We start from the raw sequence: 19,737 nt of genomic DNA on the forward strand, positions 1-19,737 counted from the left end.
TGTCGACGTCAACGGCATTTTCACGCTTTTTTTTCAGTTTTTTTGCTATTTTTATCTTGCGTTATGTGAATAACTTTAGCTGATGTTATAACAATCGATGTTGATAAATTTTTGTGGTGTTTTTTTATACACTTTAAGTTGGTGTTGGTGTCATCTATTTGGGGTTCTAGTTAAGCCGCTGATTTAGTTTGTGTTTATGTATTTTGGTTAGCTGTTTTTAATATGTAATATTTTAATCTTTTGCAAAAAATCACAGATATAAATGAGTTTCGAACAGAGATATCCACAGAAATTGTGGATAGCTATAAAACTGATTACCTTTATCTGTTGATAAAAGTGTAAATGACGTAGGGTTATCCAAAGAGATGGCGCTAAACCCCATTTGCTGATACAGGAGCTTTGTGAAACAATCAGACGTATTAACAAGATTTATGATTTCGGAGTCCATGTGATTGACAGCGACGGTTTTCGCGCCAATGTGGGCATCATTATCTGTAATAAGTTTGGTCAAGTCATGTGGGCTAGACGTTTCGGTCAACATTCATGGCAGTTTCCGCAAGGCGGCGTTGACGATGGTGAGACGCCTGAGCAAGCGATGTACCGCGAGTTATATGAAGAGGTTGGTCTAAAGCCAGAACATGTAAAAATTCTGACTACGTCCCGTTCATGGCTGCGTTACCGCCTGCCAAAGCGCTTGGTGCGTCATGACAGCAAACCTGTGTGCATTGGCCAAAAACAGAAATGGTATTTACTACAATTAAAAAGTCACGATAGTGCGATTAACCTTGATTCTTCCGGCCATCCTGAGTTTGATGACTGGCGCTGGGTGAGTTATTGGTATCCTGTTAGGCAAGTCGTGTCTTTTAAACGTGATGTATATAGAAAGGTAATGAAGGAGTTTGCATCGACGACGTTGTCGCTGCAGAGCAAAGAGTCGTACCGTAAAAGGGGGCGCCACGGTAGAGGTTAGGGGAGTTTACTCACATAGCTATAGTAGTGATGATGCGTTTCTACTTTTCAGTATTTACTATTCCTAGCCAGTAACTTAGAGCTGCAATACCAGTTCAATAGTTTTAGCTCGCCATCCTATTCGCTCTAGCTTTGGTGCCTGCTTAAGTTAGAACATCGCCGTTTGAGTTTAGGCCAACAACTAGGCTGATTTCATAAGGAGTGAAACAGTGATTAAAACGCTAAGGGATATCACACAAGCCGTAGCTACTGCTAGCGACTTTGGGCATGCCTTAGCCTCCTTAGTTACGCAAACTAAACTCGCCATGCAAACTCAATGTTGCTCAGTGTATATTCTCGAGCAACAACAACTGGTGTTATCGGCAACAGATGGATTAAGTCCTGATGCGATTGGCAAAGTCGCGATGCCAGTTACTCAGGGGTTAGTTGGTCTTGCAGCCCAGCGCGAAGAATTAGTTAACCTTGCTGACGCACGCACTCACCCTCGTTTTAAATTATTCCCAGGTGCCAAAGAAGATGAATACCGTGCTTTTTTAGCGGCTCCGATCATCTATCAAAAAGTGGTCGTTGGCGTCATTGTGGTGCAGCAACCTCAAGCAAGGCAGTTTGATGAGGGTGAAGAAGCTTTTTTGATGACGCTAGCCGCTCAGCTTGCCGTAGTGATAAAGAGTTTAAAATATAAAGATTCAATCGATAGTGCAGCGCATCAGGTTGTGTATAAAGGTACACCTGCATCGAGTGGTATTGCCATTGCTAAAGGGGTCGTGTTTGGTGGTGCGATCGCGTTGGAGCAGCAAGACGTTGCCATTAAACCCGATGCGGTAAATGCTGAAATAGCTAGGCTAAAACTTGCAAAAGAAGCGTGCATGGAAGAACTGTCTTCACTGTCGCAACGTTTCGAACAAGAAAGTGCTGCTGACGTAGTATCTATTTTTAACGCATTTCAACTCTTGCTTGATGAGCATAGCCTCGGTGGCGAGTATATCAATGAGATCAACCAAGGCTGGCAAGCTGAGTCAGCCGTTAGCCGTGTGTCGCTGCGTTATATCGCTCAGTTTGAGCAAATGGATGATCCATACTTGCAGCAGCGAGCCAGTGATATTCGCGAGTTAGGGCAAAAGGTTTTAAAACAGCTTATTGAGCCTGAGCAGTTACAGTTTGAATACAATGAGCCTGTGATCATTCTCGCCAAGGAGATTGATGCAAGTTTGCTAGTTGCATTCCCGCGAAATAAGCTAGCGGGGGTAGTTACTGAACAAGGTGGTGTCAATGCCCATGGTGCCATCCTTGCGCGAGCTATGGGGATCCCTGCGCTTGTTGGTGTTGAGCAAATTCTTTCAGCAGGCACTGAGCAGCAATTACTGATCGTTAACGCAAACCGTGGTGAGTTACTTGTCTCTCCATCAAATTCAGTGGTCGATGAATATCGAGCGCTATTAACTGCGGATATACAGAAGCAACAAGCATTTGAGTCAGAAATTAATCAACCTACGGTTACCATAGACGGTCAGCGTATTGAGTTGCTAATGAATGCAGGTCTAATTTCTGGTGTAGAAAATGTTTCGACCCACGGCGCCGATGGCATAGGGTTATATCGCAGTGAAATTCCATTTATGCTGCAGCAGCGGTTTCCAAGTGAGCTCGAGCAAATTTCAGTCTATCGCACCATATTGCAGGCCGCTCAAGGCAAGACAGTGGTGATGCGTACCTTAGATGTTGGCGGTGACAAGCCTTTACCTTATTTCCCTATTAATGAAGATAATCCATTTTTGGGTTGGCGCGGCATACGATTATCGCTAGATCACCCTGAGCTTTTTTTGGTGCAACTAAGAGCAATGCTTCAAGCAGCCGACGAGTGTCAACAGCTACATATTTTGCTGCCGATGGTCAGTAATCTTGCCGAGGTCGATGCTGCGCTCGGTTATCTTGAGCAAGCTTATCAAGAGCTGACACAAGAGTTAAATATAGAGATATGCAAACCTAAAATTGGTGTGATGTTAGAGGTACCAGCATTGCTGTTTCAGCTTCAAGATGTTGCTCAGCGGGTTGATTTTGTGTCGGTGGGTAGCAACGATTTAACTCAGTATTTGCTGGCAGTGGATCGCAATAACCCGAGTGTCAGTACCTTGTTTGATAGTTTTCATCCTGGCGTACTGAGAGCACTTAAGCGTGCGGTTGAAGATTGCCGTTTATATGATCTTGATATCAGTATTTGTGGCGAACTGGCAGGTGAGCCTTTGGGCGCGCTATTGCTGGTTGCGATGGGGTATCACAAATTGAGTATGAACCAGGCAAGCCTAGCTAGAGTTAATTATTTATTGCGCCGAGTAAACCAGCATGAGCTGCAGGGTGTGTTAAAGCAAGTCATGATGCTTGCGAATGGCCATCAGGTTCGCGAGACCATGATGGCATTCATACGCAAACATGAATTGTGTCATATCGTTGATTAAGAGTTCGGGCTAACTAAATATTCAAGCGAGAAGTTAAGTGGATAATATTTTTCTAATTTTTTCTATTTGTTTGGCTATCGGTGCGATTGTCGGCTTTTTGGCTGGACTGCTAGGTATTGGCGGTGGGCTGATTATTGTGCCGTCGCTGATTTATCTGCTTCCTTGGGCTGGATTTGACAACGAGCAATTAACCCATGTCGCAATTGCAACCTCCCTTGCCACAATTATTTTAACTTCATTGTCTTCTGCAAGGGCTCATCACAAACAAGGCAATATTCCCTGGCCTTTGTTCAAATCAATTGTGCCGGGCATCGCCATTGGCGCATTATCTTCAGCGTTTATTTCTGAGCAAATATCATCTGACAAATTGCAGCAAGTGTTTGCGGTATTTGTGGTGTTAATGGCACTGCAAATGGCATTTCAGTTTAAACCCAGTAAAAGTGAAACCATGCCAAGCTTAATGGTTATGTTTATCTGCTCACTGCTGATTGCAATGGTAGCTGGCCTAATGGGCATTGGTGGCGGTGTGTTGTTAGTGCCATTTTTAAGCTATTGTGGCTTGCAAATGCGCCAAGCGGTAGGTTTTTCGTCTGCAACAGGCTTTCTTATTGCGATCGTAGGAACTGTGGGATATGTGTTGGCGGGGTTAAATGTTGATCAGATGCCAATGGGCACCTTAGGTTACATTTATATTCCTGCACTGATTGGCATTATATTAAGCTCCATGTTAGTTGCACCTTTCGGAGCCAAAGCCGCCACTGTGTGGCCGACAAAAGTGCTCAAGCGGATCTTCGCGTTATTGCTGTTTGTTGTAGGTATCAAGCTGATGTGGTTTTAACTTGAAATCCTCCTCTGTGTATGTGCTCTTTATTGCGCTCTTCATTACGTTCTGTAATTCTTCATTTAGCTTAGCGCTTTTAAACGCTAAGTCATTCTAGCCATAGACTAGCTTTATGCTACGCAGCGTTAACCTTGGGTTAACGCTGTTGTATTCCCTTTAAAATTGCTCCCTATTAAAACTACTCCCTATTAAAACTACTCCCTATTAAAACTATGATTGCTAGTGATGTTTAATTAACGCTCCTTTCTTAGCATCAGAGCATTCGATGAATTTCTCTCTTAGCTGGTGATTATAACTGGTGATTATAGCTGGCGGTTGTAGTTAGCAGTGAGAGAGCTGATGCTAAGACAGTGGAGTAGTTAATGCAGCTTGGTTTTTTAGTCAGTGCAGTTTGTTTATATGTTGCAACCATTGTCTTTTCTCCGTTGCAGGCACGTGAGTCTGATGACTTTATGCGTATTGGTGGTGCGTTAAAGTTTAACTATAAGTACATGGTAGATTCGCCAGACTCTAAAGGCACTGCCGGTGACTTTTACTATGATGTTGGCTCACTGAGCTTTGATTCAAAGCAAGGTAAGTTTGGCTTATCTGCCGATTATCGATTTAAAACCGATCATCAATACATTAAATACGCCTATGGCTACTATCAGCCTAGTGATACTCTGCATTTCCAGCTTGGGTTGAACACCGTTCCTTTTGGTAATCAAAACCTAATTTCAAACAGTTACTGGTTCGGTTTACCTTACTACCTTGGCTTTGAAGATGATAAGGACATGGGACTGAAGTCAATCATTAAGCATGATGGCGCGACGACTGAGTTCGCTTATTATGTTAGTTCTGAGTACTCACCCACTAATAAAAATCGATACGCTGCTGATTTGTATGTTGGTGAAGTTGATGGTAAGCAGTATTTCAATGAAGAAGCTAATCAGCTTAACTTGCGCCATACCGAAAGCTTTAATCACTCACGAGGTTCTTTCGCGCTAGGTGTGTCGTATCAATATGGTCAAATTATTCATCAAAAGAATCAGACTAAAGGCGACCGCAGTGCTTGGGCTGTGCACCTAGAGTCAAAAGTTGACGATTGGACACTGCAACTGCAAATGATGGAATATCAGTTCAATGCTCCAGATTCGCAAGATAAAAATCGTATTGCAATGTCGTTAGCAGGCTCTAGTTACGAAGTTGCCTCAAAGGCAAAAGTGTACAATGCCAACCTCGCTCGTAAAGTGAAAACAAGTTGGGGTGAGCTTAAGCTATACAACGATTTTGGACTAATGACGCCAAATGTAAATGATCCTAAGTTTGCAAACAGTGTACAAAATGTCACAGGCGTTACCACGCGAGTCGGTCCTATTGAGGTGATGCTAGATTACATTGTCGGTCATAACCTGGTGTTTTTATCTAAAGCGAATAATCATGTTGGGTTACCTCTTGAAGCCAATAACTGGGATAAACGTCTAAACTGTAATATGGCTTATTACTTTTAAATTAGTAAAGTCATGCTAATGCGACAGTGACATCAAAGCGCGAGTGAAAAAGCTTGAGTCACACAAAACAAACTGTACATCATCTAGTCTGGCCCTGGGGTCTATTTGGGGCTCATCAAGTATTCATTGTAATTAGCTATTTTGTTAATGGGCAATCTTAACATTAGCAAACCTCTCCTAGTTGCTTAGTATTGAATAGTTATTGCAAACCACTATTAATCAACCGCTTACTATTTCTTGTTGCCAAGTTGCTGTGACTTCAACAGTGCCAAATTCAACAGGTCTAGTGATTAGCATATCTAGTCGCTAGTTTTCCTGCTTAGTTACATACCTCCTTATTGGTAATTATTAGTGATGAATGACACTTATGGTTACGTGAGTTTGAGATTTTTTGTCCATAGAACCTGACTAAGTTAACTAACGATTTGATTTGTATGATTAATAACGTTATTGATTTGGTTTTGATTGTATAAATTTGACTGAAAAATATAGTTGAATAACTTTGAAAACCGCTTTTTTTAGTGGTTTTTTGCGTTGTAAAGCCAGAAATATTACTGAGCATAGTGTGTGCAAACTTGGTAATCACCATAAATGGATTAACATTTTCATTAAATCTCCTCATTAGCTGCAAATAACTAAACAATAGTTTGGAGTTTGAGGTGAGTCACATAACTCCATCACTTTGTCGATTTGCCAACCCATCAGCTTCACAGTTTTTGTGTGAACGTGGTGTGGATCAAGTTAGGCGGAATGTTAACAGGGCATGTCTAACACTCGAATTTATTAATTAAAATTCATAATGATGCGTAGTAATCGGGATGTCATTAATTTCAAGCTAAAGATAAATCCATATAGGTCCATGTTCGTGTATCAAGGAACAATTTTGGGAAAACTATGGAATGACCTGTTGGCCATGATTATCTGCTAAAGACAAATTTTTGATTTGGAAACAAGTTTTTGGTTTGTTTCCGCTAGGAGAAATAATGAAAAATTCCACTCTCGTCATGCTAGCTGCATTGTCACCAACCGTCTTAGTCGCCGCTCACGCTAACCAAGCTACTCAAGTTAGTGTTCAAACTGCACAGTTCCAGCCAATCTACCAAACCAAGACATACAGTACTGGTTTGATTGCTTCTGAGCGCGTACAAATCATCGCATTGACAACAGGCTTCCTGGAAAACAAGCGCGTTCGCAACGGTCAAACCGTGAAAGAAGGTGATTTACTGGTTGAGCTTGAAGATATTGATTACGCAATTGAGCATAAGAAAGCGGTTGCGAACGTGAGCCTAGCTAAGGCAACTCTTAAAGAAAAGAAAGCGGCTTATGAGCGTGCTGTTAAAGTACGTAAAGGCGGTGACTTATCTGAGTCTACCTTTGACAGCATGGAAGCCGCTTATGAAACGGCTAAAGCTCAGTATGAACTTGCGATTGCTACTGAGCAGCGCGCTAAAGTTGAGCTAGAGCGTACTAAAATCCGTGCAACGACTAGCGGTAAAATCACTGCGTTATACGTAGATGAAGGTCAGGTGATTTCACGTGGTGATGAAGTTAGCTACATTGTTAATGACGCGCTTATTGACGCAGTTGTTGAAATTCCAAGTAGCGACAGCTTCATCAACAGCATCGACAATCTATCTGCTGACCTAGTTGTTAACAACCAACCATACGCTGACAACGGTAAGCTGTTCGCTGTTGATGGTGCAATTGACCCTCGCAAAGGCACGCTACGTGTGCGTTACCGTTTTGAAAACAAAGGCGACTTACTAGACGGTCAATTCGCTAAAGTTGTGCTTTCTAACGTATCTGAGCGCGGTAACATCGTTGTTCCTCAAGCTTCTGTACTAACTGACCGTCAAGGTCGTTTCGTATACGTAGTCGTTGACGGCAAGATTGAAGCTAAGCGCGTAACCACTCATGGTACTCACGAGTTAAACGAAATTGTTGAAGGCCTAAGCGTAGGTGATCAAGTGATCACTAGTGCGACCATGAAGCTTTACCCTGGTCTTGAAGTTCAAATTAAGGGGTAATCCATGAGTAAATTCTTTATTGAACGACCTAATTTCGCCGTGGTTGTGGCATTGTTCATGACCCTAATCGGCGCAATTGCTATTACCCAACTACCCGTTGGTCAGTACCCTAACGTTGCACCACCAACCGTAATGGTTTACGTCAACATGGACGGTGGTTCTACTGACGTAATGCAAAAGTCGGTTGCTTCTATTATTGAAAAAGAAGTGAACGGTGTTGAAGGCATGACTTACATGAAGTCAAACATCGGTAACGACGGTTCTTACTCGTTAGAGATCAGCTTTGAGATTGGTCTTGATGCTGACCGTGCGGTAACCCTAGTACAAAACCGTGTAAACAAGTCGCTTTCGCGTCTACCTGAAGGTGCTCGTCGTTATGGTGTAACGGTTGAGAAAGTATCTTCTGGTATGTTGATGGCGTTCTCTGTACGTGACGAAACCCAGAAGATGGACGCGATTGAGCTGTCTAACTGGACTTCGGTAGCGCTTAAAGAAGGTCTACAACGCATCTCAGGTGTTTCTCGTGTAACCGTAATTGGTGAAAAAGAATACTCTATGCGTGTTTGGTTAGACCCATCTAAAATGGCTTCAATGAACTTGGCTGTTGAAGATGTACAAGCGGCGTTAATGGAGCAAAACCAAATTCTTGCTGCTGGTCGCTCTGGTATTGAGCCAAGTATGGGTATGCACTCTTGGGAATACACCTTTAAAGTAGACAGTGCACTTAACAGCGCTGAACAGTTTGAAGAAGTGATTGTTCGCTCTGATCAATACGGTGTAGTTAAGGTTAAAGACATTGCTCGCGTTGAACTAGGTTCTGCACAGTACCTAGCAAACACGTACCATAACAACCAAGCTGCAACGACAGTATTTATGTATCGCTCACCAACGTCTAACGCGATGGATGTAGGTAACGCTGTAAAAGAATACCTAGCGGCTGCAAATACACCAGATGGTGTTGTTATTGATGTGCCATATGACGGTACTGTATTCGTACAGGCTGCGATTGATGACATCTTTAGCACATTATTTGATGCGATTATCCTAGTAACCATCGTTACTTTATTATTCCTTCAAAGCTGGCGTGTAACGCTAATTACCGCAACAGCTATTCCAGTTTCGCTTATTGCTACCTTTGCAATCATGCTTGCAGCAGGTATGACAATTAACATCATCTCGATGTTCGGTCTTATCCTTGCGATTGGTATTGTGGTTGATGCGGCGATCATCGTTATTGAAAACGTTGAGCGCTTATTGGAGGAAGACCCAAGCCTATCTATACGTGATGCCGTTCTTCAGTCTATGGACGAAGTAACCGGTCCTATTATCGCATCTATGCTGGTACTACTGTCTGTATTTGGTCCTACCTTATTTATGCCAGGCATGACAGGTATCATTTACGGTCAGTTCGGTATCGCAATTAGTGCTGCAGTAGTTGTATCGACCGTTGTTGCTCTTGTGCTTACTCCGGTTATGTGTGTGCTGCTGATGAAGCGCGGCGAGTCTAAGAAAATCTGGTTATTCCGCGTATTCAACACTGGTGTTGATACCACGCGTGATGGTCTAGGTGGTCTAGTTAACTTCATGGGTCGTCGCTTCCTAATTGCTGGCGCATTCATGGCAGCGATTATTGGCGCGATTGTTTTCCTTGGTAACAACACTTCTACTGGTTTCTTACCAGATGAAGATAAAGGTACCTTATTCGCCGTAGTCATGCTTCCTGATGGTGCTGCACTTCACCGTACTGACGCAGTCATGCAAGACATTTCTGACAAAGTACAAGCGATTGATGGTGTTAACACGGCGCTTTCGGTAGCGGGCTTTAACCTTATTACTAACACTGCAGGTCCTAACGCGGGTCTGCTACTTGTTTCACTTGCGGATCTTGAAGAGCGTAACGAAGCGGGTAACCAAGATCAGTGGACTATTCTTGCGCAAGTACAAGCTGCAATTGATGGTAACGAGTCTGTATACGGTTTTGCTTTCGCACCGCCAGCTATTCCTGAACTAGGTCTAGTATCTGGTTTCGACTTGATGTTCAAAGACACTCAAGCTCGTGACCCAGTTGAACTAGCTGATGCTGCTTATGCATTCATCGAGAAAATTAACGCTGACCCACGTGTTGTTGGTGCTTACACTACCTTTAATGCTAACACACCAAACATCAAGCTTGAGATTGACCGTGAAAAGATCAAGATGATGGGGCTACGTATGGACCAAGTGTTCAACACGATTCAGGCACAATTTGCTGGTGCATATTCAGGTGAGTTTAACCGCGATGGTCGTAACTTCTACGTGTTTGTTCAAGCTGAGCAGGTGACACGTAAGAATATTGAAGACTTAAACTTCTTAACTGTACGTAACGAAGATGGTGAGTTAATCAACATCAGCTCGCTAGTCACACCTAAGACTGTATTTGGTCCTCAGGTTATACAGCAGTTCAATCTAATGCAGGCGGTTAACATTAACGGTTACCCAGCTCCAGGTTATGCCTCTGGTGATGCGATTGCGGCAGTACAAGAAGCAGCAAAAGACTTACCAGCAGGTTTTGAAATCGAATGGGCAGGTCTAACTAAGCAAGAGCTAGCAGCGGGTAACGCGGCAGTTGTAGCATTTATCCTAGCGATTGTATTTACTTACCTACTACTGGTTGCTCAGTATGAGTCTTGGGTTGTCGCGCTGTGTATTATTCTGTGTGTTCCAACAGCACTTCTAGGTACGCTATTTACCGTTTGGGCTATGGGCACTGATATCAACATCTATGTACAGATTGCGATGGTACTACTTGTAGGTATGGCGGCACGTAATGCAATTCTGATTGTTGAATTTGCTAAGCAACTACGTGAAGAGCAGGGCTATAGCATTGTTGATGCAGGTGTAACTGCGACTAAGATGCGTTTCCGTGCGGTACTAATGACAGCACTAAGTTTCATCTTAGGTCTGGTACCACTTATGTTCTCTGATGGTGCGGGTTACGCAGCGCAGCAAGCAATTGGTTGGGCCGCATGTGGTGGTATGATTTCGGCAACAGTAATTGGTATGATTGTGGTTCCAGTTATCTACATCATGCTGCAAACATTGCGTGAAAAGTGCATTGACGTAAAGATTAACAAGCCAGCAGAGCAACAAGCTGCGCAGAGTTAATCAACACGCTTGAAAGCCCTGGCATTTGCCAGGGCTTTTTTCTGCCTAAAACCATCTACTTCAATAGGTGGTTTTAGGCATACTGCCTTTACCGATCACTTTTCTATCTGCGGGTTTGTTGACTTCAAGTCGTTAGCATCTGGAGCCCAACTTCCACTAGTTAGATTACCAAGAATTAACTTGCCAAATTCGTCTATTACCAATTGTTTCCAGTTCTCTTAATGATGTCTAGCAAATGCTAATCCTTAGAATAGTTACCAAAGCAAAGTTACTAAGTTTGACCAATTCGATATATGAGGAAGTTGACCTGCCTTAGTAACCAACAATGCCGCTAAGGTATTTATTCAAGATGAGGTACAAGATGAAAAAATCTCTATTAGCATTAGCTCTTGCCGTAGGTGTTGCAGCTCCTACTTTCGCAGAAGACAAGCAACCAGATCCATCTGATCTAACAGCAGTTAACTCTTTCGCATTCGCAACTGTTGACGACCAAGGTAAAATCCAAGGTATGGTTGGTGTTGCAGGTGCTTACTCTGAAGGCAATAACTTTATCGGTCTAGTTGAGCATGGCGTATCGACTAAGACTACTGACAACGGTCACAAGGCACAAAACTCTCGCCTACGTTACTTCCAAGTCATTGACACCGGCAGTGCGGCGCTTCCACAAGCTGGTTTCTCTGTTGATTACATGAAAGGGTGGGCTGCTACAGATCAGTCTATTTCGACAGACATTGTCGCATTAGGTGCGATTGCAAAAGTAACGACGCCATGGGAAGCCGTTTCTATTTTCCCTAACCTTGCTTACGTAACTGGTAGCGCGGAGTCTACAGACCCAAGCATCAAAGCTGACATCAAAGGTTACCAAGTCAACCTATTTGGTTCTATTGCTCTAGATGAAGCGGGTAAGTACCTTGTTATCCAGCCTCAGTTCATGAGCGTTGACGTTGAGCCAAAAGGTGTTCAAGGTAAAGGCGAAGCAAACGTATTTAAAGTAAAAACGGGCTTCGGTATGCCAATCAGTGCAGACGGTCTATGGTGGACAGAGTTAAGTCACACATACACTCGTACTGATGCAGCAGTTAAAGCCATCGATTTTACTGGCGTCGACAACGACAACAAATTCGAAATTGGTGTTTCTTACTACTTCTAATCGAAGTTTGTAGAACACTAACAAGGGCCAAGCACATAGTGTTTGGCCCTTTTGTTTTCAGTCCCTGAACCACCTACTTCAGAAGGTGAATTCTTTACTTGGTCTGTCCTGTAATTACCCGTAAAGGGTCGATAAATGAAAAAGCCACAAACTTGTGTTTGTGGCTTTAGGCCGTTTACCGATGTGCTGAGTTTTTTAATCTACACTGCAAATGGATATGAGATGGCGTCATGGTGCTCATAACCTTCAACTTTAAAGTCATCCAAGGTTACCCAGGTTTCAATATCTTCTAGTGATTTAATGTCTGGATTGATAATCAGTTTTGGCGCAGGGAAAGGCTCACGCTTTAGCTGAATATCACGCATCGGCTCAAGTTGATCTTCATAAATATGCGCATTCACAATTTTATGGTATGCCTTACCAGGCTTATGGCCGGTAATCTGTGCCATTAATGCCAGCAGCACATACACTTGCACCATATTAAAGTTTAATCCAAGTGGTACGTCACAGCTACGTTGTGTACTGTTCAAATAAAGCGTGTCACCGAGTAGCGAGAAATGATGCTCGTACATACATGGACGCAGGCAGCCCAATTCAAATGCGCCAGGATGCAAAAAGGTAAGGATTTCACCTCGGTTGTCTATGCCGTTAGATAAATCATCAACAATATTCTTCAGTAAATCAACGCTGCCGCCAGTGACTTTAGGGTAAGCGCGACCTAGAGCGCCATAAATCAGCCCCATATCATCTTTACCTTTGCGGTGAGGGTTAGCTAACCAAGCTTCATTTTCATTGGCGTTGGCATCCCAAGTCTTAGTCCCTAGTTCGCGAAACTGCGCCGCATTTTGATAGCCGCGTAGGTAACCTAGAATTTCAGCAATGGCGGATTTCCAAAAGCTCTTACGAGTAGTTACCAGAGGAAACTGATTATTCGCAACATCATAAGTGAGATCTGCGTTAATCACAGTCAAGCAGCGTTTATTGGTACGTTTGTTATCTACCCACACACCTTCGTCGACGATGCGCTGGCATAGATCTAAATATTGCTTCATGTGTAGGAAACCTAATTGATCTGTATTTTTAGTTTTGTGAACAGATTATAACTAAAGCAAAGGTGTAATTGATAGCGAAGGCTCAATCGATAATAAAAATATGCAATCAAGTGTTGTACATAATTGAGCTGTAAACCTTAAAAATATCTTAATAGATTAATGGCATAACTTAATGTTGATTTTACAGAAGTGATTTTTGTCACATTTTTTTTGCTGTAAAGCTCTATGCTAATTGCGAATTTATGCATTTATTGCGTTAAATTATGTTGTTGTAGCGTTTGATTAAGTGCTGAATTTACTGGTTTTTTGTTTATTTTAGGCTTAAGTTAAAATTAAAGGCTCGGTTTTTTCGAGTTAAATGGTAAAAAGATTCGATTTTTATGAATTTTGTTTGTCGTATAACCTTGCTCGCAGAATGAATTTGGAGTGATTTATGGAAAAGGCAATTAAGAACTTCCTCAGCCAAGAGTCGGCTGGGGGAATTTTGTTAATGGGAGCAGTTGTACTAGCGATGATCTTCGCTAACTCTCCGGTTGCAGGGTTATATGAGGGGTTGTTAAGCACAGAAGTTCAGGTGCGCGTAGGCTCGCTAGACATCGACAAGCCGTTATTATTATGGATTAACGATGGTTTAATGGCGCTATTCTTCTTGCTTATTGGTTTAGAAGTTAAGAGAGAGTTGTTAGAAGGTGCGCTATCTAGCCGCTCTAAAGCATCGCTACCGACGTTTGCTGCGATAGGTGGTATGGTGTTCCCAGCCGCGTTTTACTTAATTTTTAATATGAGTAATCCTGAAACTCAGGTTGGCTGGGCTATTCCTGCGGCAACTGATATTGCGTTTGCACTTGGTATCATGGCGTTGTTGGGTAATCGCGTACCTGTGGCGCTAAAGGTATTCCTGTTGGCGCTGGCGATTATAGATGACCTTGGTGTTATCGTGATTATTGCCCTGTTTTATAGTGCAGACCTATCAATGGTCAGCCTGATAGTGGCAGGTATTTCGATTGCACTGATGGTTGGTCTCAACCGAAAAGGCGTAAGCTCATTAATTCCATATGGTTTACTTGGCGTGATTTTATGGATTGCCGTACTTAAGTCTGGCGTGCACGCAACCTTAGCGGGTGTGATTATTGCGTTCTGTATTCCACTGCGTGCAAAAGATGGCTCGTCTCCATCAGAGCATTTAGAGCACAGCTTGCACCCGTGGAGTACCTTCTTGATTCTACCGGTATTCGCATTTGCTAACGCGGGACTATCGCTATCAGGTATGACAATGGCGTCATTTGTTGAGCCAATCACTATCGGCATTATTCTTGGCCTAGTTTTAGGTAAGCCTGTAGGCGTGCTATTAATGAGTTGGTTAGCTGTGAAGATGAAGTGGGCTGAGCTGCCACAAGGTGTTACGTGGGGGCAAATTGCACCGGTAGCGGTTATGTGTGGTATCGGTTTTACTATGTCAGTGTTTATTTCATCACTAGCGTTTGAGACGGCTCCTGCTGCATTTGGCGACTATGCAAGACTGGGTATTTTAACTGGCTCATTAGTTGCTGCACTGATTGGTTATTTCTGGTTAGATAAGGTGTTACCTAAGCAAGCAAGAAAATAACAAAAGGAGTGTGTTATGAAGACGATTAATCTGACACTGATAAGCTTGGCTTTAGTAGCTGTATCGAGCCAAGTTTGTGCCCAGGAAGTAGCACAATGTAAGCAAGATGCGAAGAGCGCTTTGTGCCAACAATATTTGAAAGGGGTTGTTGATGGTGCTTTGATGTTTAAAGCTGATGCATCTGCCGCGCAAAAGATTAACGCCAATGACTATGAGTCACGAGCATTAAAGTACCGCGCAGGTAAACGTCATAAGATAGCGAGTCAGCACTATTGTGAAAGTAAAAAGGCGGATAAAGGTGAGATGGTATCTGCGTTGACTGAACAAGTAGCAATGAACAATGTTAACAATGTCGAAGATCTAGAGATTGTAATCACCAGTTTGATGGATTGTCGTCTAGGAAACTAAAAGCTTGTTAAAAATTTATAAAAGCGCACTTAGGTGCGCTTTTTCATTTGGTGCACGCACCACTTAGTCTAGAGCTCGTTTAACTTTATGATATGGTTAGGCAGGTTTGAGTAGTTGAGACGGATATGCAGCATTTAAATTACAACCATCTTTATTATTTTTGGATGGTAAAACGTAAAGGCTCTGTGGTTAAAGCCGCTGAAGCTTTGTGTTTAACACCACAAACAATTACAGGGCAAATTCGCGCCTTAGAAGAGCGCCTTAAGGGCAGTTTATTTAAGCGGGTTGGTCGCAGCCTTGAAGCTACTGACTTGGGAGAACTGGTGTTTCGCTACGCCGACAAGATGTTTAACTTAAGTTATGAAATGCTTGATGTGCTTAATTATCAAAAAGATGCCTCAATCTTGTTTGAAGTGGGCATTGCTGATGCGCTGTCAAAGGCATTAGCAAGCCGAGTGTTGTTGAGCGTGATCCCTAATGATGGCTCAATGCATTTAGCTTGCTATGAAGCGACCCACGAGAGTTTATTGGGGCGACTACGTGAACATAAGTTAGACATGATTTTATCCGATTGTGCTGGCGCCTCACTTAAATACACAGATATTTTGTCGAAGAAACTGGGAGAGTGTGGCATTAGTTTCTTTTCATCAACCCCTATTGAAGCTCCTTTCCCTGCGTGCTTAGAGCAAGAAAAATTGCTTATTCCAGGTAAGACGACCTCGCTTGGGCAGCAGCTACATAGATGGTTTGCAGATAAAAACCTTAATGTGAGCGTTTTAGGTGAATTTGATGACGCGGCTATGATGAAAGCGTTTGGCTTTTTTCGTAAGGGAATTTTTGTGGCGCCGTCGATTTATCGCCATGATATACTTGCCCAAGGAATGCACCTTGTGGGGGAAACGCTTGATGTCCGTGAGGAATATCATGTGATGTTCGCAGAGCGTATGATCCAGCACCCTGCGGTAAAAAGATTGCTTGAGACTGATTTTAGCGACTTATTTGCTGGTTGCGACAAACAAGTACAGGCAGTTTGGCACAGAGGGTCACTATTAGGTGAGTAATTAAAGACTGCAAGCCTATAGCAAGCGTAAAGTTAACAATAACAAAAAAGGAGTTCCCGTTGGAATTAATGAATATTGCCAGAGTTCGATGGGCTTGCCGTCGTGGTATGTTAGAGCTAGATGTTCTATTCCAGCCATTTGTAGAAAACGTTTATCCTGAGCTTTCTGATGAAGATAAGCAGACTTTTATTCGTTTATTAGAGTGTGAAGATCCCGAGCTGTTCGCCTGGTTTATGGGCCATGAGCAGTGCCCTGATGCAGCGCTTGCTGAAATGGTTGTGAAGGTTCGTGGACGTAACACGCCATAACCAAAGCGACACACGTCATAACTCAAACCATAGTCGGAGCAGTCAATTTGCGCCGAATTCTCAAGTGGGGCATTTTCAATTAAGTGCCTCATTTTTAATGCGCTTTTGTGCCATTAGCTTGTTTACCTTTCTGGTTGTTTGTCTATCCCTTACCCTTTGGTTACTTTACTCGCCTATCAAGCAACACTTCTCTCATTTCCATTTAGTCAATTTTAGCTACCTTTATTTGGGTATGAGCCTGGTGATTATAACCTTGGTTACTTGCTTCGGAGGCGTTGTGATACGCAGCTTGTGGTTTTGGCGACTTAGACTTAGTTTGTACGCTAATGGCTCAGTAAAACTTGACGGTGATGATTATCAGTTAATAGGTAAACGTTGGTTATCGCCTATGTTAGTAGTGTTTGCTGTGAGATTGGCAAACGAAGAAGCGATTAGGCAAGTTGTGGTTTGGCAGGATATGCTCAGCGACACAAATTATCGGCATCTGTGTCGCTGGTTGAATCGATATGGTTAATTTAGTTGTTTTACTCAACGCTCTGGGTTTAGCACTGTTGGCTGCGGGCTAGACTCTTGCTCTGGGTAATCCAGATTGTAATGCAATCCGCGGCTTTCTTTGCGCTGCATAGCACTGCGAATAATCAACTCAGCAACTTGCACCAGGTTACGCAGCTCAAGCAGGTTGTTGCTGACGCGGAAGTTAGAATAATACTCCTGAATTTCCTGTTGCAGCATCATACAGCGGCGCAGTGCTCGTTCTAGGCGTTTATCGGTTCTAACAATCCCTACGTAATCCCACATGAATAATCTAAGCTCATGCCAGTTGTGGGCAATAACCACCTCTTCATCAGAGTCACTTACCTGACTTTCATCCCAACTAGGTAACTCTGGGTAGGCAGTAATTTTATGAAGCTGACTCTCAATATCTTGTGATGCCGCGCGAGCAAACACTAAGCACTCAAGCAATGAATTGCTGGCGAGTCGGTTAGCGCCATGCAAACCTGTATAGGCGACTTCACCAATGGCATAGAGACCATTAATGTCAGTTTGACCGTGCAGATCTGTCATTACGCCGCCACAGGTATAGTGAGCAGCAGGCACGACAGGAATAGGGTCCGTGGTGATATCAATACCCAGTTTCAAACAACGCTCATGGATGGTCGGGAAGTGTTTGATGATAAATTCAGGATCTTTATGGCTAATATCAAGATATAGGCAGTCGGCACCCAAGCGCTTCATCTCAAAGTCGATAGCTCTTGCAACCACATCACGTGGGGCAAGCTCAGCGCGCTCGTCAAATTCAGGCATAAAGCGGGTGCCATCAGGGCGGCGAAGATACGCACCTTCACCTCTTAGTGCTTCGGTAAGCAAGAAGTTTTTGGCATCAGCATGATATAAGCAGGTTGGGTGGAATTGATTAAACTCCATGTTGGCGACACGGCATCCTGCGCGCCACGCCATTGCGATGCCATCACCGCTAGCGATATCAGGATTAGAGGTATATTGATAAACCTTTGAGCTGCCGCCAGTTGCTAACGCGACGAATTTAGCTGCAACGGTTTCAACATGCTCTTCATCTCGGTTCCACACATAGGCGCCAAGTACGCGGTTACCTGGGCGGTTTAGTTTACGTGTGGTGATTAAATCAATGGCATTGTAACGCTCAAGCACTTTAATATTTGGGTGATTTAATGCTTGTTGTTGCAGTGTCATCTGCACCGCTTTGCCTGTGGCATCGGCTGAATGGAAAATACGTCTATGGCTGTGACCACCCTCGCGAGTAAGGTGATACGGCGCAGGCGATTCGTCACCGTCTGTCGCTTCAACTCGGTCAAAATCAACACCGCAATTAATTAACCATTGCATAGAAGCTTTTGCGTTTTCAGCCGTATATGTGACCACTTGTTTATCACATAAACCCGCGCCAGCGATTAGGGTGTCATTTACGTGGGATTCAATGGTGTCATCTTCATCAAACACTGAGGCTATGCCGCCTTGAGCGTAGAATGTAGATCCTTCGGCAAGCGGGCCTTTGGAAAGAAGAATGACTTGGTGTTTTTCAGCTAGATGCAGAGCTAAAGTTAGTCCGGCTGCGCCGCTACCAATGACTAAAATGTCAGCTTGATGTTCAACAGCTTGTTTCATCAGGTATCATAGAAGTATTAATCGTCCGTTAATGGTAAAACAAAACGACTTTTAAAGGTATACAATCAGGTGATATTGTGAGACACAATCGCAGATAATCCCGGCGCAGAAAAGGGTGTAGCATTTTTGACGTAAGCGTTAGCCCATGAATCAGTTACTAGAAAAGGGCATTTCTCTTGCTCAATGTATTTCCCATTGACTCTTTCATTCGCTTTAATTTCAGGTTTTTTCTGGTTGTTGTTTTTAGCCTTTTTATAAAAAGGTATTAAACGAGCAAGCAGTGCTAAAGAAGCAGACTTAAAAGAAAAAGAGGCCTTAGAGATACCATCATAAAATGCTGCAGGTCTCATTTATCATGCTTGGTTAGCACAAAATAAAAAATTTTTAATATTTTTTCGAACTTTTTTCACACAGCTGAGTCTATTTATGTGAACGCTAATAGTGAACGTGATTCGAGCGACATAAAGATCAGTGATCAGATTTAGGAGTAGTCGGCTCGGATGAGTGGACAATATAGTGACCAACAATTAGTTGAGAAAGTACAGCAAGGCGATAAAAATGCGTTCAACCTGTTAGTTCTAAAGTACCAAAACAAGGTGATGAGTTTGATTTCTCGGTATGTGAGAAACCAAGCGGATGTGTCAGATGTGACACAGGAAGCATTCATCAAGGCGTATCGTGCTTTAGCTAATTTTAGAGGTGATAGTGCTTTTTATACCTGGCTATACCGAATAGCAGTGAACACTGCTAAGAACCATCTAACATCGCAAGGGCGTAAAGCACCTGCAAACGATGTCGATGTAGAAGACGCAGAATTTTACGATGGTAATGACGCACTTAAAGAGTTCGCATCACCAGAGCGAGTGTTACTAAAGGACGAAATGAGCAGCGTGATTTTTTCGACCTTAGAAACACTACCTGAAGAATTGAAAATGGCCATTACGTTACGTGAACTTGATGGTATGAGTTATGAAGATATTGCTAACGTAATGGAGTGCCCTGTAGGCACTGTACGTTCGCGAATTTTTAGAGCACGTGAAGCCATTGATAAACAGCTGCAACCTTTACTTGAAAGATAGTAGTTGTAGT

At 43.0% G+C, this 19,737-nt stretch carries 16 protein-coding genes; 13 read left to right on the forward strand and 3 right to left on the reverse strand.

From position 1 onward, the window contains the following. The first annotated feature begins 448 nt into the window (after positions 1-448). The 7 genes from rppH (at position 449) to G3R49_RS10250 (ending at position 12,071) form a co-directional block, all read left to right on the forward strand. Positions 449-970 (forward strand): RNA pyrophosphohydrolase, encoded by a 522-nt coding sequence (gene rppH, locus G3R49_RS10220; RefSeq protein WP_130601471.1) that lies wholly within the window; start codon positions 449-451, stop codon positions 968-970. A gap of 208 nt (positions 971-1,178) precedes the next feature. Continuing rightward, positions 1,179-3,419 carry a phosphoenolpyruvate--protein phosphotransferase gene (gene ptsP / locus G3R49_RS10225; RefSeq protein WP_167869587.1) on the forward strand — a complete coding sequence of 747 codons (2,241 nt, stop codon included), beginning with the start codon at positions 1,179-1,181 and terminating at the stop codon, positions 3,417-3,419. Positions 3,420-3,456: 37 nt separating this feature from the next. After that, positions 3,457-4,257 carry a sulfite exporter TauE/SafE family protein gene (locus G3R49_RS10230; protein WP_167869588.1) on the forward strand — a complete coding sequence of 267 codons (801 nt, stop codon included), beginning with the start codon at positions 3,457-3,459 and terminating at the stop codon, positions 4,255-4,257. Between the two features lie 365 nt (positions 4,258-4,622). After that, entirely contained in the window at positions 4,623-5,750 is a 1,128-nt protein-coding gene (locus tag G3R49_RS10235) for a hypothetical protein (RefSeq protein ID WP_167869589.1), read from the forward strand. Positions 5,751-6,733: 983 nt separating this feature from the next. Then, the gene (locus tag G3R49_RS10240; protein WP_167869590.1) at positions 6,734-7,777 is read left to right on the forward strand and encodes an efflux RND transporter periplasmic adaptor subunit; all 1,044 of its coding nucleotides are present in this window, start codon (positions 6,734-6,736) and stop codon (positions 7,775-7,777) included. A gap of 3 nt (positions 7,778-7,780) precedes the next feature. Beyond that, a complete protein-coding gene (locus G3R49_RS10245) occupies positions 7,781-10,921 on the forward strand; it encodes an efflux RND transporter permease subunit (protein ID WP_167869591.1) in 3,141 nt (1,046 codons plus the stop codon). 361 nt (positions 10,922-11,282) lie between these two features. Then, a complete protein-coding gene (locus G3R49_RS10250; RefSeq protein WP_210147183.1) occupies positions 11,283-12,071 on the forward strand; it encodes a hypothetical protein in 789 nt (262 codons plus the stop codon). 200 nt (positions 12,072-12,271) lie between these two features. Here G3R49_RS10250 and G3R49_RS10255 read toward each other — a convergent pair whose 3' ends face one another. Beyond that, on the reverse strand, positions 12,272-13,123 hold the full coding sequence (locus G3R49_RS10255) for a thymidylate synthase (RefSeq protein ID WP_130601485.1): 852 nt from the start codon (positions 13,121-13,123) through the stop codon (positions 12,272-12,274). A 433-nt stretch (positions 13,124-13,556) separates the two neighbouring features. Here G3R49_RS10255 and nhaA point away from each other — a divergent pair, with 433 nt between their 5' ends. From nhaA to G3R49_RS20335, 5 genes are all read left to right on the forward strand, one after another. Next, complete coding sequence (nhaA, locus tag G3R49_RS10260; RefSeq protein WP_167869593.1) at positions 13,557-14,729, forward strand: Na+/H+ antiporter NhaA; 1,173 nt, start codon at positions 13,557-13,559, stop codon at positions 14,727-14,729. A gap of 15 nt (positions 14,730-14,744) precedes the next feature. Beyond that, a complete protein-coding gene (locus tag G3R49_RS10265) occupies positions 14,745-15,137 on the forward strand; it encodes a hypothetical protein (RefSeq protein ID WP_167869594.1) in 393 nt (130 codons plus the stop codon). 125 nt (positions 15,138-15,262) lie between these two features. Further along, positions 15,263-16,198 (forward strand): transcriptional activator NhaR, encoded by a 936-nt coding sequence (nhaR, locus tag G3R49_RS10270; protein ID WP_130601491.1) that lies wholly within the window; start codon positions 15,263-15,265, stop codon positions 16,196-16,198. 59 nt (positions 16,199-16,257) lie between these two features. Then, positions 16,258-16,506 (forward strand): succinate dehydrogenase assembly factor 2, encoded by a 249-nt coding sequence (locus G3R49_RS10275; RefSeq protein WP_130601493.1) that lies wholly within the window; start codon positions 16,258-16,260, stop codon positions 16,504-16,506. A 64-nt stretch (positions 16,507-16,570) separates the two neighbouring features. After that, complete coding sequence (locus tag G3R49_RS20335) at positions 16,571-17,020, forward strand: protein YgfX (RefSeq protein WP_369407453.1); 450 nt, start codon at positions 16,571-16,573, stop codon at positions 17,018-17,020. 14 nt (positions 17,021-17,034) lie between these two features. Here G3R49_RS20335 and nadB read toward each other — a convergent pair whose 3' ends face one another. Together nadB and G3R49_RS10285 are read right to left on the reverse strand one after the other, a co-directional pair. Next, positions 17,035-18,648, reverse strand: coding sequence for an L-aspartate oxidase (gene nadB, locus G3R49_RS10280; RefSeq protein WP_167869595.1), 1,614 nt, complete (start codon positions 18,646-18,648; stop codon positions 17,035-17,037). A gap of 65 nt (positions 18,649-18,713) precedes the next feature. After that, positions 18,714-18,998 (reverse strand): hypothetical protein, encoded by a 285-nt coding sequence (locus G3R49_RS10285; protein ID WP_167869596.1) that lies wholly within the window; start codon positions 18,996-18,998, stop codon positions 18,714-18,716. Between the two features lie 150 nt (positions 18,999-19,148). On the opposite strand from G3R49_RS10285, the gene rpoE reads away from it, so the two are divergent. Then, positions 19,149-19,727 (forward strand): RNA polymerase sigma factor RpoE, encoded by a 579-nt coding sequence (gene rpoE, locus G3R49_RS10290; RefSeq protein ID WP_130601499.1) that lies wholly within the window; start codon positions 19,149-19,151, stop codon positions 19,725-19,727. The last annotated feature ends 10 nt before the right edge of the window (positions 19,728-19,737 follow it).

Origin of the sequence: Shewanella sp. WXL01 (assembly GCF_012263345.1) — a bacterium.
In the GTDB taxonomy this organism is placed as follows: domain Bacteria; phylum Pseudomonadota; class Gammaproteobacteria; order Enterobacterales; family Shewanellaceae; genus Shewanella; species Shewanella maritima.